The sequence below is a fragment of the Rhodococcus sp. HM1 genome (assembly GCF_023218075.1).
Classification (GTDB): Bacteria; Actinomycetota; Actinomycetes; order Mycobacteriales; family Mycobacteriaceae; genus Rhodococcus.
On the sequence record NZ_JALPTB010000021.1, the window covers coordinates 79,456 to 94,987 of the forward strand.

The 15,532-nt window shown below is 63.9% G+C and carries 15 protein-coding genes; 12 read left to right on the top strand and 3 right to left on the bottom strand.

The annotated features are described in order from the left end of the window. On the top strand, positions 1 to 972 hold the full coding sequence (locus M1M07_RS13365; RefSeq protein ID WP_248674494.1) for an aldo/keto reductase: 972 nt from the start codon (positions 1 to 3) through the stop codon (positions 970 to 972). A 25-nt stretch (positions 973 to 997) separates the two neighbouring features. On the opposite strand, the gene M1M07_RS13370 is transcribed toward M1M07_RS13365, so the two are convergent. Next, complete coding sequence (locus M1M07_RS13370; RefSeq protein ID WP_248674495.1) at positions 998 to 1,618, bottom strand: TetR/AcrR family transcriptional regulator; 621 nt, start codon at positions 1,616 to 1,618, stop codon at positions 998 to 1,000. Positions 1,619 to 1,854: 236 nt separating this feature from the next. Here M1M07_RS13370 and M1M07_RS13375 point away from each other — a divergent pair, with 236 nt between their 5' ends. Together M1M07_RS13375 and M1M07_RS13380 are read left to right on the top strand one after the other, a co-directional pair. Beyond that, the gene (locus tag M1M07_RS13375; RefSeq protein WP_282582025.1) at positions 1,855 to 2,688 is read left to right on the top strand and encodes a mycofactocin-coupled SDR family oxidoreductase; all 834 of its coding nucleotides are present in this window, start codon (positions 1,855 to 1,857) and stop codon (positions 2,686 to 2,688) included. A 38-nt stretch (positions 2,689 to 2,726) separates the two neighbouring features. Beyond that, positions 2,727 to 4,196, top strand: coding sequence for an aldehyde dehydrogenase (locus tag M1M07_RS13380; RefSeq protein ID WP_248674499.1), 1,470 nt, complete (start codon positions 2,727 to 2,729; stop codon positions 4,194 to 4,196). Between the two features lie 323 nt (positions 4,197 to 4,519). Here the strand turns inward: M1M07_RS13380 and M1M07_RS13385 are convergent, their stop codons facing one another. Both M1M07_RS13385 and M1M07_RS13390 read right to left on the bottom strand, forming a co-directional pair. Then, on the bottom strand, positions 4,520 to 5,254 hold the full coding sequence (locus M1M07_RS13385; protein ID WP_179161851.1) for an enoyl-CoA hydratase/isomerase family protein: 735 nt from the start codon (positions 5,252 to 5,254) through the stop codon (positions 4,520 to 4,522). Between the two features lie 46 nt (positions 5,255 to 5,300). After that, complete coding sequence (locus M1M07_RS13390) at positions 5,301 to 6,131, bottom strand: ATP-binding cassette domain-containing protein (RefSeq protein WP_306297754.1); 831 nt, start codon at positions 6,129 to 6,131, stop codon at positions 5,301 to 5,303. Positions 6,132 to 6,240: 109 nt separating this feature from the next. Here M1M07_RS13390 and M1M07_RS13395 point away from each other — a divergent pair, with 109 nt between their 5' ends. From M1M07_RS13395 to M1M07_RS13435, 9 genes are all read left to right on the top strand, one after another. Next, complete coding sequence (locus M1M07_RS13395) at positions 6,241 to 7,776, top strand: acyl-CoA synthetase (RefSeq protein WP_145691441.1); 1,536 nt, start codon at positions 6,241 to 6,243, stop codon at positions 7,774 to 7,776. A 58-nt stretch (positions 7,777 to 7,834) separates the two neighbouring features. Further along, a complete protein-coding gene (locus M1M07_RS13400) occupies positions 7,835 to 9,418 on the top strand; it encodes an ABC transporter substrate-binding protein (RefSeq protein ID WP_248674500.1) in 1,584 nt (527 codons plus the stop codon). Further along, complete coding sequence (locus tag M1M07_RS13405) at positions 9,415 to 10,365, top strand: ABC transporter permease (RefSeq protein WP_218775637.1); 951 nt, start codon at positions 9,415 to 9,417, stop codon at positions 10,363 to 10,365. The genes M1M07_RS13400 and M1M07_RS13405 overlap by 4 nt, the downstream gene beginning before the upstream one ends. Continuing rightward, a complete protein-coding gene (locus M1M07_RS13410; RefSeq protein WP_248674502.1) occupies positions 10,352 to 11,299 on the top strand; it encodes an ABC transporter permease in 948 nt (315 codons plus the stop codon). The genes M1M07_RS13405 and M1M07_RS13410 overlap by 14 nt, the downstream gene beginning before the upstream one ends. Beyond that, positions 11,296 to 12,306, top strand: a complete 1,011-nt coding sequence (locus tag M1M07_RS13415; protein WP_248674503.1) for an ABC transporter ATP-binding protein — start codon at positions 11,296 to 11,298, stop codon at positions 12,304 to 12,306. The genes M1M07_RS13410 and M1M07_RS13415 overlap by 4 nt, the downstream gene beginning before the upstream one ends. Before the next feature lie 173 nt (positions 12,307 to 12,479). Next, entirely contained in the window at positions 12,480 to 13,529 is a 1,050-nt protein-coding gene (locus M1M07_RS13420) for a TIGR03617 family F420-dependent LLM class oxidoreductase (RefSeq protein ID WP_248674504.1), read from the top strand. A 59-nt stretch (positions 13,530 to 13,588) separates the two neighbouring features. Continuing rightward, complete coding sequence (locus M1M07_RS13425) at positions 13,589 to 14,359, top strand: enoyl-CoA hydratase/isomerase family protein (protein WP_229580878.1); 771 nt, start codon at positions 13,589 to 13,591, stop codon at positions 14,357 to 14,359. Positions 14,360 to 14,422: 63 nt separating this feature from the next. Further along, complete coding sequence (locus M1M07_RS13430; RefSeq protein ID WP_248674506.1) at positions 14,423 to 14,764, top strand: acyl-CoA dehydrogenase family protein; 342 nt, start codon at positions 14,423 to 14,425, stop codon at positions 14,762 to 14,764. A 28-nt stretch (positions 14,765 to 14,792) separates the two neighbouring features. After that, positions 14,793 to 15,449: an acyl-CoA dehydrogenase family protein gene (locus M1M07_RS13435; RefSeq protein WP_248674508.1), complete on the top strand. Its 657-nt coding sequence runs from the start codon at positions 14,793 to 14,795 to the stop codon at positions 15,447 to 15,449. The last annotated feature ends 83 nt before the right edge of the window (positions 15,450 to 15,532 follow it).

The window sequence follows — 15,532 nt, forward strand, 5'->3', positions numbered from 1 at the left end:
GTGAAGTACGTCCGTCTCGGCAACAGCGGTCTGCAGGTGTCCAGGCTCGCGTTGGGCTGCATGAGCTACGGGACCCCCGAGGCGGGGACGCATGCTTGGACTCTCGGTGAGGACGACGCCCGGCCGTTCATACGCACGGCTGTCGAGGCTGGCATCAATTTCTTCGACACGGCGAACAGCTATTCGGGCGGTACCAGCGAGGAGATCGTCGGTCGTGCTCTGAAGGAATACACCAAGCGTGAGAGCGTCGTGATCGCGACGAAGGTGTTCGGACGGGTTCGTTCTGGCCCCAACGGAAGTGGCTTGTCACGCAAGTCGATCATGACCGAAGTGGATGCGAGCCTGCGCCGACTGGGAACCGACTACATCGATCTGTACCAGATTCACCGCTGGGACTCTCGCACCCCGATCGAGGAAACACTCGAGGCACTGCATGATCTCGTGCGGTCCGGCAAGGTCCGATACCTCGGCGCGTCATCGATGTACGCGTGGCAGTTCTCCAAAGCGTTGTACACCGCGGACCTGCACGGCTGGACCAGATTCGTTTCGATGCAGCCCCACTACAACCTTCTCTACCGCGAGGAGGAGCGGGAGATGCTGCCGCTCTGCGCAGACCAGGGGGTAGGGGTTCTGCCGTGGAGTCCGCTGGCTCGCGGACGCCTGACGCGCCCGTTCGGTGAGTCGAGTGTGCGGGCCGAGAGCGACGAATTCGGTAAGGGTCTGTACGACGAGGACGACAGGTCGATCGTCGACGCCGTCGGCCGCATCGCGGACGAGCGAGGAGCCGAGCGCGCGCAGGTCGCGCTCGCGTGGGTGCTTCGACGCTCTACGGTGACAGCTCCGATCGTCGGAGCCACCAAACCCAAGCACCTCACCGACGCTCTGGCCGCGCTCGAGTTCGAACTGACGGATGAGGAGTGTGCGGCCCTCGAATCGCCGTATCGGCCGAGACCGGTCGCCGGCTTCGCCTGAGACGGTGCCGACGGTCGTCGACCCGTCATGGAGACGGGTGACGAGCCGCGGCCCTCATGATCACATCCACCAGCGGCTCGACCTGGGTCGTGGAATCTCGACGTGCGTCGTCGCGTTCGTGTGCGGGCATCGAGAGAACGTGGATCAGTAGGGAACCGAACAAGGATTCTACGAGAGGACGAACCGGTAGGTCCGACGAGATCTCACCACGACCGGCGGCGCGGGTGAAGATCTGTGTGACGCCCGAGTTGAGGGCCCCGATGATGCGTTCCTGGAACGGGTCGAGCGTGGTGAGGTCGACAGCAGAGTCGACAGTGATGCGGAGCGTCGCCCACCCCATCGGGTCGAGGAAGTGATGCAGGATCCGGGTCGCGGCGTCGATGAGGTCGCCGCGCAGGCTGCCCGAATCAGGTGTCGTCGCCAGCGGTAGGGCGACGGATTCGATGCTGGCGACGAGTAATTGCTCCCTGTCGGCCCAGCGTCGGTACAGGGCGGACTTGCCCACGCCCGCCCGCTGCGCGACTCGTTGCATCGTGAACCCGGACCAGCCCGTCTGGGCGTACTCCTCGAGGGCAGCCGACATGAGGCGCTCGTTGATGTCGGGGTCGCGGGGGCGACCGATCGGCCGTGGTTGCTCCTCGGGCATTGCTCTCGATTCCTCGCTTCTCGATCTCGCGGGTGCGATCGTGTGTGCGATCAATCCTCACATCCCCTTTCGTCTGCGACGACTCCCTTGCGGACTCTAGGCGTCCGTAATATGGTGTGATACGTATTACATAGATGACTAGGTGGTCCTCTATGTCTTTGCTGCGGCGTTCCCGTTCCTCCGGTGCGCACTCTGCGTGCGGTATGACGCGCTGCTCATCTCCGAAAGGAATTTCGTTGACCGATCTCGAAGGCAGAGTCGCATTCATCACCGGTGTCGCCCGGGGGCAGGGCCGCGCTCATGCGGTCAAGTTGGCCTCGCTCGGCGCCGACATCATCGGCGTCGACATCTGCAAGGACATCGACTCGATGGACTATCCCAACGCCTCGCGTGAGGATCTCGAGGAGACGGTGCGCCTCGTCGAGGCCGAAGGCCGTCGAATGGTGGGCCGAGTCGCCGACGTGCGGGATCGTGCCGGGCTGGCCGCCGCGTTCCAGGAGGGCTTTGCGGAGTTCGGCCGTCTGGACATCATCATCGCCAACGCGGGCATCGTGCGCCTGACTCCGTGTGCCGAGGAAGAGCGGGAAACTCTGTGGCGCGACATCATCGACACCAACCTCACCGGTGCGTGGAACACCGTCGAAGTCGCGCTACCCGCCCTGCGCGTGGGTAGACGTGGTGGTTCGATCGTCCTCACCAGTTCGAGCGCGGGACTGAAGGGGACCGCATCCGATCAAGCCGGCTCACAGGCCTACACCGCCGCGAAACGGGGTCTCGTCGGCCTCATGCAGACACTCGCGAGTCAGTATGCGCCCGAATGGATTCGGGTCAACACCATCCACCCCACCGGTGTCGTATCCGGTATGACGATGAATGCGACGATGGAGAAACTGTTCGCCGCGGCCGCTGCGGGGGAGGGCGCCGGGATGGCGACCATGCAGAACGCACTGCCGATTCCGATTCTGCAGTCCGAAGACATTGCCAACTCCGTCGCGTGGCTCGTCTCCGACGAGGCCAAGTTCGTCACCGGAATTGCACTACCTCTCGATGCCGGCTTCAACGTCCGCTAGTACCCCACCGACTTCGGCGCACGACAACAGGAGCAACCATGATCATTGCAGTTTCCGATCTCACCCGTCCCGACGTTCACCTGCACATCGGCGCCGAACGAGAAGCTGAGGGATCGGCGGGCACGTTCGACCACGTGAACCCGGCAACGGGCCAGGTCGACAAGACCATTCCCATGGCAGGTCCGGCGGAGGTCGATCGCGCGGTCACCGCAGCCGCGGAGGCGTTCGAGTCGTGGAAGCGCACCACACCGGCGGAGCGGGCCCGCCTGCTGCACCGGCTGGCAGATCTGATCGACGCCAACGCCGAACAATTCGGTCGCCTCGGTGCGATGGACAACGGCACCCCGCTGGGTACGGTCGCCAACCTCATCGGGAAGTCGGTCGCGTGGACCCGGTACTACGCCGGGTGGGCCGACAAGATCACCGCCGAAGTCACCTCCACGCTCGGTGCCGATGGCGAATTCGGCTACACCCTGCGGCAGCCTTATGGGGTGGTGGGCATCATCATCACCTGGAACGGACCGCTGATTTCGCTGGCGATGAAGATCCCGCCGGCCGTTGCGGCGGGCAACACCGTGGTGGTGAAGCCGTCCGAGCTGACCCCGTTCTCTGCGGAACTGTTCGCCGATCTCGTTGTCGAAGCGGGTTTTCCGCCCGGCGTGATCAACATCCTGCCCGGCGACGCTGCCTCCGGGGCTGCACTCGTCGAGCATCCGCAGGTCAAGAAGGTGTCGTTCACCGGTGGCCCGGCCACGGCGTCGAAGATTCTCGCCGCCTGCGCACCCACGATGAAACCTGCGGTGCTCGAACTCGGCGGCAAGTCCGCCAACATCGTGTTCGAGGACGCGGACCTGCAGGCCGCCTGTGGTTTCGGCACGATCATGTCGGTCGGTGCGATGGCCGGGCAGGGCTGTGCGTTCCCGACACGGATGCTCGTCCAGGACTCGATCTACGACCAGGTTGTGGCCACGGTCAAAGCCATCGCCGAGCAGATCGTCGTCGGCGATCCGTTCGCCGAGGGCACCTTCGCAGGACCGGTGGTCAACCACGCTGCGTTCGAGCGGATCCAGGGCGTGATCGCCAAGGCGAAGGAAGACGGCGCCCGTCTGGTGACAGGTGGCGCACCGGCGCGACTCGACGGTGACCTTGCCGGCGGGTTCTTTCTCCAGCCGACGGTCTTCGCCGACGTCGACCCGCAGTCGGATCTGGCGCAGAACGAGGTCTTCGGACCGGTGCTCGCCATCATTCCGTTCCGCGACGAGGACCACGCGATCGAGATCGCCAACGACACCCGCTACGGCCTGTCCGGTTATGTGCACACCAAGGACATCAAGCGTGGTCTGCGGATCGCCGAGGAGCTGGTCACCGGCGAGGTGTTGATCAACGGTGCTGCCAACTTGGCAGTCAACCGCCCATTCGGCGGTCTCGGTCTCAGTGGTCTGGGTAAGGAAGGCGGCAAGGCCGGCATCGAGGAGTTCCTCTTCACCAAGGGCGTCGGAATCGCCTGACGCGGCGACCCCGAGTCCCGTCCCGTACCTACCTATGCCCGGTTCCTCCATGGCGGGAGCCGGGCATAGGTGCGTTCATTCGCGAAACGATCCGGGAGTCGGTTCGCATTCCGAAATCGAAGGGGCCGGACGGGGTTCGCCGTGACGCTCGGCAAACGCTCTACATCTGGGCGTGGGCCGGAGATCGTCGCGGAATCGGTGTCGTTGTTCCCGGACGCGGTTCGGACCGCACTCGAGCACGATGCGTGAGAACTCCATCATGGACGCGACCGGGGAATCCGGCGTGGTAACACACATAACGTCGGACGCCGCGGGGTGAACTGTCAACCGATAGGGCGGGTGAGACGCGGAAGTGCATGCGCCGCGTTGTATTCCGCTGCGAGTGCGTCGAGGGCCCTTTGCTTACGTTTCGAGGACAGGAGACGTTTCGACGCTATGACCGACGCCGGAGCATATCCGGCAATTGTCCGGACGTACCCGCGGACCACGTCGTCGAAGTCGTCCGGAGGGATTTCCACGGCGGCCAGACCCAGGCGTACCGCCTCGGTGGAAGTGATCCACCGGGAGCTCAGGACGATATCCATCGCTGCTTGCCGACCGATCAGGGCGGGCAGGAGGTAGCTGCTACCGGCCTCGGGGACGGTCCCCAGTGCCGTGAACGGTGCCCGGAGCCTGCATCCTTCGGCAACGAGGACGACGTCGCACAGTAACAGCAGCGTCATTCCGAATCCCACTGCGACACCATGTGGGGCTGCGACAACCGGTTTCGTCATCCCGGCCAACGTTCCGACAAGTGCGGCGAATCGTGTTCTCAGTTCTTCCGGATCAGCGGTCGCAAGCGAGTCCAGGTCGACTCCGCTGGAGAATGCCTTCCCTGCGCCGCGAATGAGCACGACTCGAACGGCGTCATCCAGATCGGCCTTCGCGAGAGCCTGGGAGAGTTGCAGATAACCTGTAGAAGTAAATGCGTTGAGGCGTGCTGGGCGGTCGAGCGTCACCACGCAGACTCCATCGGTCACTTCGACACCGACCTCGGCGGGGGACAGGGTGTCGGTCAATCGTTCGTCTCCTCGGTGTCGGGATCGAGTGATAGTTGCTCGGCGATCAGACCGTCGCGGTCTCGGGCATCTCCGGAATGGCGGACAGCAGTGTGCGTGTGTAGTCCTGCTCCGGAGCGGAGAACAGAGTCCCGGTCGTGGCGTGTTCGACGATCTTGCCGGCTCGCATCACGGCAACGGAGTGTGCGACTTTCTCGACCAGGGCAAGATCGTGGGTGACGAACAAGTAGGCCACGCCTCGTTGCTCTTGGATGTCCAAGAGCAGGTTGATTACCTGTGCCTGCACGGACACATCCAGGGCCGCGACGGGTTCGTCGCACACGATCAACGACGGATCTGTGCTCAACGCGCGGGCGATTGCAGCTCGCTGCAGTTGCCCACCGGACAAACCGGTGGGATACCGATCGAGTAGATGCGTGCCGAGCCCGACACTGTCGAGCAATGCGGCAGCGCGGTCCTTCAATTCGCCCCTCGGGCACACACGGTGCACGAGGAGGGGTTCGGCGACCGCCTTCCAGATCCGCATCCGTGGATTCAAGGATGAGAACGGATCCTGGAAGATCATCTGCGCGTCTCGCCGGAAATTCCGCAGATCGGCGCCACGTAAGCCGCGAACGTCTCTCCCTCGAATTGAGATCTCTCCGGAATCTGCGTCGATCAGCCGCAGGACGAGGCGACCCGTGGTGGATTTGCCCGCCCCGGATTCGCCTACCAGTGCAAGGGTTTCGCCTTCGCGCAGAGTGAACGATACGTCGTCGACTGCCGGTCGTAGGGTCGATCCGTGCGGGAAGGATTTCGACAGTGAGCGAACGTCGAGAAGGGACATGGTGCTCCATCGGGTCAGCGGATGCCACGACTTGTGTGATGCGTGCAACATAGTATACAAAGTCTCCTAAGTGAAGTATTTCTTTTGGTCTCCTGAGTGAAATTTCTCGTTTCGGCGCCCGTCTGCGGGCGCCCCACCTGGAGGGATTGCCGTGACGGCGATGAATCTGACGGATCTGGCAGCCACCTACGAGGACAAGCCGGCCATCGTGATGGCCGGAAGCGGTGCGACGCTGAGTTATCGGGAGCTCGAGGTGGCGTCCAACCGGATTGCTCACCTGTTCCGACAGCGTGGACTGCGGGCCGGTGACCACATCGCGATCCTCATGGAGAACTGCCTGGAGATGTTTCCGGTGGTCTGGGCTGCGCAGCGGGCCGGGCTGCTCTACACGCCGGTCAACTGGCATCTGGCCGATGACGAGGCCGCCTACGTGGTGGAGAATTGTGGTGCCCGTCTGCTCGTCCATTCCGGGCAGCTCGACCGGCTCGCCTCGGTCATCGCATCCGGAAACCTGTGTGTCGAAGCGAGGTTGACGGTGGGGTCCACGTCGCCGAGCGGGGGCGAGCGGCTCGCCGATGCGGTGGCCGGTCTTCCCTCGATCCCGATCGACGACGAGGTCGAGGGTTACTACATGTTCTACTCGTCCGGTACCACCGGGCGACCCAAGGGGATCTTGCCGGAGCTGACCGGCGCGCCGTTCGGATCGGGTCTGAACATCGATTCGACGATGCGCACTGCGTTCGGATTCGGGCCGGACACCGTGTATCTCAGTCCCGGCCCGTTGTATCACGCGGCGCCGCTCGGATGGTCCCTGGGCACCGTCCGCAACGGGGGCACCGCGATCGTGATGGAGCGGTTCGACGCCGAAGCCGCGTTGTCCGCGATCGAACGGTATCGGGTCACTCACTCCCAGTTCGTGCCGACGATGTTCGTGCGCATGCTCAAACTTCCCGACGAGACGAGGGCCCGGTACGACGTGTCGGGTCTGCGGGTGGTGATCCATGCGGCCGCGCCGTGTCCGGTCGAGGTCAAAGAGCGCATGATCGACTGGTTCGGGCCGAAGATCCTGGAGTTCTACGGGGCCACCGAGGGCAACGGGTTCTTCATGATCACCACCCCGGAGTGGCTCGAGCATCGCGGTTCGGTGGGCCGGCCGACACTCGGCGAGCTGCACATCTGTGACGACAACGGGCGCGAACTCGGTCCGGGCGAGGTGGGCACGATCTGGATGAGCGGGACGGCCAAGTTCGAGTATCACGGCGACGCCGGCAAGACGTCGGGGGCGTACAACGACCGGGGCTGGAGCACGCTGGGCGATCTCGGGCACGTGGACGAGGATGGTTACCTGTACCTGTCGGCGCGGCGTATCGATCTGATCCTGTCGGGTGGGGTGAACATCTACCCGCAGGAGATCGAGGATGCGCTCACGATGCATCCGGCGGTTCTCGATGTGGCGGTGATCGGGTTGCCCGACGAGGAGATGGGGCAGCGGGTGCATGCGGTGGTGAGCCCGGCCGACGGTGTGGTCGCGGACGAGGCACTCGCGGCCGAGTTAATCGGGTACGCCCGGGAGAGGCTCGCGCATTTCAAGGCGCCCCGTACCGTCGAGTTCGGTGAGGTACCGCGGCTGCCGAGCGGCAAGATCCTCAAACGCGCACTGCTTGCACGCTACGAGGGTGCCGACGCTACGCAGTAGCAAGACCTGCCGCGCCGGGGCGGCACATTGGCCACACCGAGAGTTGACAAGGAGCACCATGGCCGTCCACACATCGCGGCGTCTCATCGGGGCGGCAGCCCTTGCCGTGACCATGCTTGCCGCAGGTTGCGGATATGGGCCGGGCAGTGCATCAGAGGCACCGGACCCCGGCACCGCGGTCCTCGACCGCGAGGCAGATCTCATCGCTGCCACCACTGCGGTACCGACCGGCTTCGACCCGCATCGTGAGCGCACATCGGGTGAACGTGTGTACTACTACCCGGTTTTCGACCGCCTGACCAGGGCCGAGACCGGCGGTGACATCGTACCGATGCTCGCCGACTCGTGGGAAACCGCTCCCGACGCGATGTCTATGCGGATGTCGCTCCGCAAGGGAGTCGAGTTTCATGACGGCTCCCCGTTCGATGCCTCGGCATTGGTCGCCTCGATCACGCGTGCACAACAGTTGCCGGACTCGGTGGTGGCACCCTTCTTGACCACCCTCGAGCGCATCGAGATCGTCGGAGATCACGAGGTGGTGTTCCACTACTCGGCCCCCACCCCGGATATGCCTACCGTCCTGGCCGGACCTGCAGGTGCGATGATCAGTCCTGCCGCACTCGCGGACCCGACCCGCGACCTGCGGGTCGATCCGGGTACCGCGGGTACCGGTCCGTATCTCGTCGACAAGTTCGTCCCCAGCCAATCGGTGCGTTACGTGCGTGCCGCAGAAGAGAACTGGGATCCGGACGCCGGACAGCTCGCACGGTTGGAGATTCGGTTCATCGCAGACGACCGCACCCGCGACTCCGCGATCCGCGCCGGCGAGATCGATGTCTCCTACGTCAACTCCGTGGTCGCGCAATCAGTGCGGCAGGCGCAGCTTGCCGCGCAAGGCAGCACCCTGCGGCTCGTCGACGTACCCACGAGCCAACTCGCGGCGCTCTGGATTCAATCCGATCGTCTCCCGGATCATCGAGTTCGTGAAGCGCTGGTCCGGGGAATCGACCGTGACGCGATCGCAGATGGGTACTATCAAGGCGGTTGCGTTCCGTCCGCACAGTTGCCGAGGGAAGGATTTCCCGGATACGTCGACGACTTCGTCGATCCGTATCCGTACGATCCAGCGAAAGCCCGGGAACTCGCTGCGGAAGCGGGATGGACAAGATTCGAGATCTCCTACACCGCGGGTCGCGAAGCTCTTCCGGTGATCGTGGCGGACAATCTTGCCGAGATCGGTGTCGAGACGGTGCTGCGGCCGGGTACGAGTATCGAGGCGCTCACGGCTTTCCGCACCGCACAATCGGATTCGTTCATGTATTCGATGGCATCCGAGGGCACGCTCGCCGACACGGTGAAGTGGACAACGGCCGACTCCCGCCTCTCGTATGACGACCCCGAGCTTGCTGCACTCGCCGAACAGGCCTCCCGGGCGGTCGATCCGGAGGATCGCGAACGGATCAACGCGCAGCTCGTCACCGCTCTGGCCGAAGCCGCGATCTTCGTTCCGATCTGCCACTACAACACCTATTTCCTCGTTGCGTCCGACGTGGTCGGCTTCGACGAGGCGCTCAACGGTGAGTCCCAATTCATGATGGACCTGCGCTACGTCGGGCGGGTCGGAGAGGCGGAGCCGTCGTGACGACACTGCGCCGGGTGGTCATCACGACCCCCATCCTGTTCCTCCTGGTCACCTTCTCGGTCTTCGCGATGATGGCCGCGGCACCTGGCGACCCGGCGATCGACCTCGCGGGCCAGAATGCGACGGATGAGGACGTTGCGCGAGTCCGAGCCGAACTCGGGCTCGATCGATCTTTCCTCGTGCAGTACTGGAATTGGCTCTCCGGTGTCTTCACAGGTGACTTCGGTACCTCGTACAGCCGCCGCCAGCCCGTCGCGGAACTCATCGCGTCACGGCTGGAGCCGACGCTGTCGCTCGCGCTCGTGGCGATTGTCGTCGCAGTTGTCCTGGGTGTGGCATTGGGTGTCCTCGCCACTGTGCGACCGGGCGGAGTGCTCGATCGGATCGTCGGTGTGGTGTCTTCTGCGGGGATCGCGCTGCCACAGTTCTGGGTCGGAATGCTCCTGGTCATGGTCTTTGCCCTGACTCTGCGCACGATGCCCGCCACCGGCTACGTTCCGTTGTCCGAGGGTGTTGCGCCGTGGGCCGCTCATATCGTGTTGCCGGCCGTGGCGCTCGCCGTCATGCCCGCGGCCGAACTGGCCCGGCACACCCGAGGATCGGTGCTGGAGGTTCTGGACAAGGACCACATCCTCACTGCTCGGGCGAAGGGTATACCGACCTGGCGGATCTACACGATGCACGTCGCGCGCAATGCGGGAATTCCGATCGTCACCGTGCTGGGAATCCGCATCGCGCAGCTGCTCGGCGGCACCGTGGTGATCGAAACAGTTTTCGGTATCCAGGGTCTCGGCACCTTGACGATCGACTCCGTGCTCGGGCGTGACATTCCGACGATTCTCGGTATCGTCGCGCTCGCGGCTGCCGTCGTACTGGTGATCAACCTGCTCGTCGACCTCTCCTATCGCTTCATCGACCCGAGGACGGTCAACCGTGTCGCTGCATGATGAAAAGACCGCGTTCGCGGCCGTGTCGGAAGCCGAGAAGCTGCCGGCAACCGAAGAGTCACCTAGAGCCGAAAAAGGGCCCCGGACGGACACGAGTATGGTCGCGACGACCGTACGAGCGCTGTGCCGTGATCGCGTCACGCTGTGTGCACTCGTGTTCCTGGGATTCGTCACCCTCGTGGCCGTCGTCGGACCGCTTGTCGTCGCCACCGATCCCAACACTCTGAACCTGCGAAATGCCCTGGTCTCGCCGAACGCCGAATTCTGGCTCGGTACGGATGATCTGGGTCGTGACCAGTTCAGTCGTCTTGTGGATGCGACACGCGTGACCATGCTTGCGGCGACAGAGGCCGTGCTCGTGTCGGTGATCATCGGCCTGCCGCTGGGCCTGGTATCCGGATACTTCGGGGGCAAGATCGACGCCGTGCTCGGCCGGCTCAACGATGCGCTGATGAGCGTGCCCGCGCTCCTGCTCGCCGTGGCCGTGGTTGCAGTCGTCGGACCGGGTCTGACGACGTCGATGTTTGCGATCGGCGTGGTGTTCTCCCCTTCGATCTTCCGCATCGTCCGCGGTGCCACGATGGCGGTGCGGTCCGAAACATACGTCGAAGCGGCCGCAGCGATCGGATGCCGACCGCTGCGCATCATGTTCGTTCACGTACTTCGTAATACCTTCCCGCCTGTGCTGGTTCAGATCAGTCTGCTTTTCGGTATCGCGATGATCGCCGAGGCGAACCTAAGCTTCCTGGGACTGGGAGTGACACCACCACAGGCGAGTTGGGGATCACTGCTGCGCACAGCCTTCGACAACTTCTATGCGGCACCGTTTCTGATGTTTGCGCCGGGCTTGGCCATCGCACTGACGGTCCTGGCGTTCTCCCAGATCGGCGACGGTCTGCGCACCGCCGTCGGCGACACGAAGGGGACACGATGAGCAAGCACGACGCGACTACCGGAGACATCGTTCTCGAAGCCCGCGGCCTCACCGTGGAATTCGGCGCAGGGTCGGGTGTTGTGCGACCCGTCGACGGCGTCGACCTCATGCTCCGCCGCGGTGAAATGCTCGGCCTGGTCGGCGAATCCGGGTCCGGCAAGAGCGTCACTTCGCTCGCGATCACGGGGCTGACGGAATACACCGGCGGACGTATCGTGGCCGGTAGTGTCCGCCACGGCGACACCGACGTTCTCGCGCTCACCCCCAAGCAGCGCAGCGCGATTCTCGGACGTGATATCGGCATGATCTTCCAGCAGCCCCGGCGAAGTTTGAATCCGACTATGTCGGTCGGAGGGCAGATTGCCGAATCCGTGCGGCGTCACCGCGGTGGCAGCCGGAAGGACGCGTGGGCGCGAGCTGTCGAGATGCTCGATCGGGTACGGATCCCGGACGCGGCGCGGCGTGCACACGAAATGCCGTTCAGCTTCAGCGGAGGCATGGCGCAGCGCGTCATGATCGCCATGGCACTCGCATGCGAACCGTCCGTGTTGATCGCCGACGAACCCACGACCGCACTCGACGCCACCGTGCAGGCACGCGTGATGGAGTTGCTCGCCGAACTGCAGCACGATCTCGACGTCGCAGTCCTGCTCATCACTCACGATCTCGGCGTCGCGTCCGGGACCTGTGACCGGATCGCGGTGATGTACTGCGGGCAGATCGTCGAGGAGGGCCCGACGGCAGACGTTCTGGTCCGGGCGTCGCACCCGTACACGAAGGGTCTGCTCGCTGCGACACCGCGTCGCGGACGCGGGGGCAGGCTCGACCCCATTCCCGGCAGCGTGCCGCCGCCGGACGAGATCCCGCCAGGTTGCCGGTTTCATCCCCGCTGCTCGATGTTCGCGCCCGGCGTGTGCGACACCGAGGTCATCGACCTCGTTCATCGTGGTGAGGGACGGGCCGATCGGTGCGTGCATCCGCAGACCGCGGCATCGCTTTCGGTCTGACGTCCCGCGTCGATTACCCCTGAAGGTGCGCGTGCGGTCGCGGGCACCCGCCGTCCATCATCAATTAGATTTCAAATAGTGTCTGTTGCATCTATATCGTGTTATGTTCCCATCGTGAGATCTGCTGAAGAACGTCAAACCCACGCTGCCGCAGCGAAGTCGGAGGTGTCGATGTGAAATTCGACGGCAACATCGGCGACGTGAGTGCTGCGGCGGAGACCGCCGCCGACCTGGAGTCCATCGGATTCGATGCCGCAACAGCGGCAGAGGTCAACCAGGATCCATTCCTGCCGCTGGTGTTGGCAGCAGATACCACCAGCACCATCGAGTTGAGTACCTCGATCGCCGTTGCGTTCGCACGTTCACCGATGACGCTCGCGTACACGGCACATGATCTCCAACGGTTCTCCGGTGGACGATTCACACTCGGTCTGGGTGCGCAGGTGAAAGCGCATATCACGCGCAGGTTTTCGATGCCGTGGGGACGACCCGCACCTCAGATGCGCGAGTTCGTTCTGGCGATGCGTGCGGCCTGGGCGTGTTGGTCGGAGGGTGCGCCGCTCGACTTCGAAGGTGAGTACTATTCCCACACGTTGATGACTCCCACATTCGTGCCGAACCCCCATTCCTTCGGGGCTCCTAAGCTGGCCCTGGCCGGTGTCGGGACCGGGATGACTCGCGTAGCAGGCGAGGTTGCCGACGGATTCCTGTGTCATGGATTCACCACCACGAAATGGATCCGGGAACGCACTATTCCCGCTCTGGCCGAGGGCAGGGCTCTGGCCGGCCGTACGCTCGAAGGATTCGACATCACGGCGCACGTGTTCCTCGCTACCGGGTCGGACGAAGCGATGGCTGCGGGTCTGTCGACCATCCGGAAACAGATTGCGTTCTACGGCTCGACCCCCGCGTACCGGCCGGTACTCGATTTGCATGGTTGGGGAGATCTCGGCGTCGAATTGACTGCTCTGTCGAAGCAGAACCGATGGGACGACATGGCAAAGTTGATCGACGACGACGTCGTTGAGGCCTTCAGCATCGTCGCGCCTGCCTCGCAGGTTCCTGCCCGAATCGCTGAGCGTTTCGAAGGGGTAGCGACCCGGATCGGATTGGGTGCGCAATCCGGCCTGAGCCGCGACGAGCTCGCAGAGATGGTAGCCGCCGTCCAGGCCATCCCCGCTGGCATTTCTCGGACGGTGGCCGGGGCCGGAGGCGCCGAATGAACGGGAGTAATGCTCACGCAGAAAGCGACCTCGTCACGACCGAGGTCGTCGAAGAGGGTGTGCACGTTCTCGTGCTCAATCGACCGGACCGGCTCAACGCGATCACCCCGCCCCTCATCGACGCACTCCACAGACGTCTCGATGAAGCCGACGCAGACCGATCGTGCCGCGCGGTAATCCTTACCGGCGCCGGCCGCGGGTTCTGCGCCGGCGCCGATCTACGCGGCGGTGACGATCATCCCGACCCGTTCGAACCACGCCCCGGCCCGGTGGGCACATTCCAGGTCCAGGAACAGTACTCGCGCACAACCACCCGGTTGCGGGCACTGAGCAAACCGGTGATCGCCGCCGTCAACGGCCCGGCCACAGGCGGAGGTCTCGCCTTCGTGCTCGGCTGCGACATCCGACTTGCTGCGACATCCGCGCGGTTCTCCGCCGCATTCGCAAAAATCGGGCTCTCCGGCTGCGATATGGGCACAGGGTGGCTGCTCAATCGAGTCGTCGGCATTGGACGTGCCCACGAATTACTTCTCACTGGCCGCATCATCGAGGCCGAGGAGGCTCTACGGATCGGGCTTGTTCTCGAGGTTGTGCCGGATGAACTCCTACTCGAGCGAGCATTGGAATTTGCGCGCCTCATCAAGGCCAACTCGCCTTTCGGTACATACATGACCAAGCAGGTGATGTGGTCGACGGTCGAGATCCCGGGTCTCGACGCGGCAATGGCTCTGGAAAACCGCACGCAAGTGCTGGCCTCGACCACGAACGACAGTCGTGAGGCAATCGCCGCATTCCTCGAGCGCCGTGAACCACGATGGACCGACAGCTGACCCGCTCGGTGAACACGTGACCATCCGATCATTCCGAACTTCCCTATGACCGAAGGAATATCGATGTCTCCAGAAGAGCTCATCGGACGTGTTGACGCCCTCGTGCGGCAATACCCAATCGAGACCTCGGATCCCCGCGACTTTCTCGAGGCGCGGTTCGATGCCGGATTGGCCTGGGTGTGGGCAGCGCCCGGTGAGGGTGGGCTGGGGCTGGATTCGACGCTGCAGGCCCTGGTCGAAAGTCGACTTGCCGAGAAGAATGCGCCACTACCTTTCTCCTACAACCCTATTGGAATCGGGATGACCGGACCGACGCTTCTCGCGCACGGAACCGCGCAGCAGAAGTCGGCGTACCTGCGTCCATTGTTCTCGGGGTCGCGAAGTATGGAGTCAGCTGTTCAGTGAACCCTCGGTCGGATCGGATGTTGCCGGGTTGGCCACCAGAGCCCGCCGCGACGGAGACGACTGGGTCGTCGACGGGCAGAAGGTGTGGACGTCGTGGGCGCATATCGCCGGCCGGGGTTTGTTGCTCGCCCGCACCGACCCAGATGTCCCCAAGCACGCCGGCTTGACCGCTTTCGTCCTCGACATGACCGCGCCGGGAGTCGAGGTGCGGCCATTACGTCAGATGACCGGCGAAGCCGAGTTCAACGAGGTCTACCTCGTGAATGTACGAATCCCCGACAGCGACCGAATCGGTGAAGTCGGTGAAGGCTGGCGCATTGCCACCACAACCTTGATGAACGAACGCTTTTCGCTGGGCGGCACGATGAAACGTGATACTGCCGAGGTCGGCGCCGAGGTCCTCGATGCTTACCGTGCCGCGGTCGACCGGGGTGATCACAACCCGGTCCGTCGGGATGAGGCCGTACGGCTGTGGATCGAGGCCAACGTCAACAACCTCATCGCGGAACGTTCTGCAGCGGCGACCAACCGGGGACGACCCGGACCGGAAGGCTCGGTGCTCAAGCTTGCCACGGCGGAGTATCGGAAGCGGGCGGCGAACTTCCTTGTCGACCTTCTCGGTGCCGCGGCGATGTTGGTCGCTAGTGGCTCGTCATGGATTGTTGACCGGGTAATCCCCAGCTGACCACCCCTCCACGGCAGACTGTCTCCGAGTCGAGACAAGGAGGTGGTCGTGGCACGTCAACCCAGCGTGTTCGTCCGATCGTT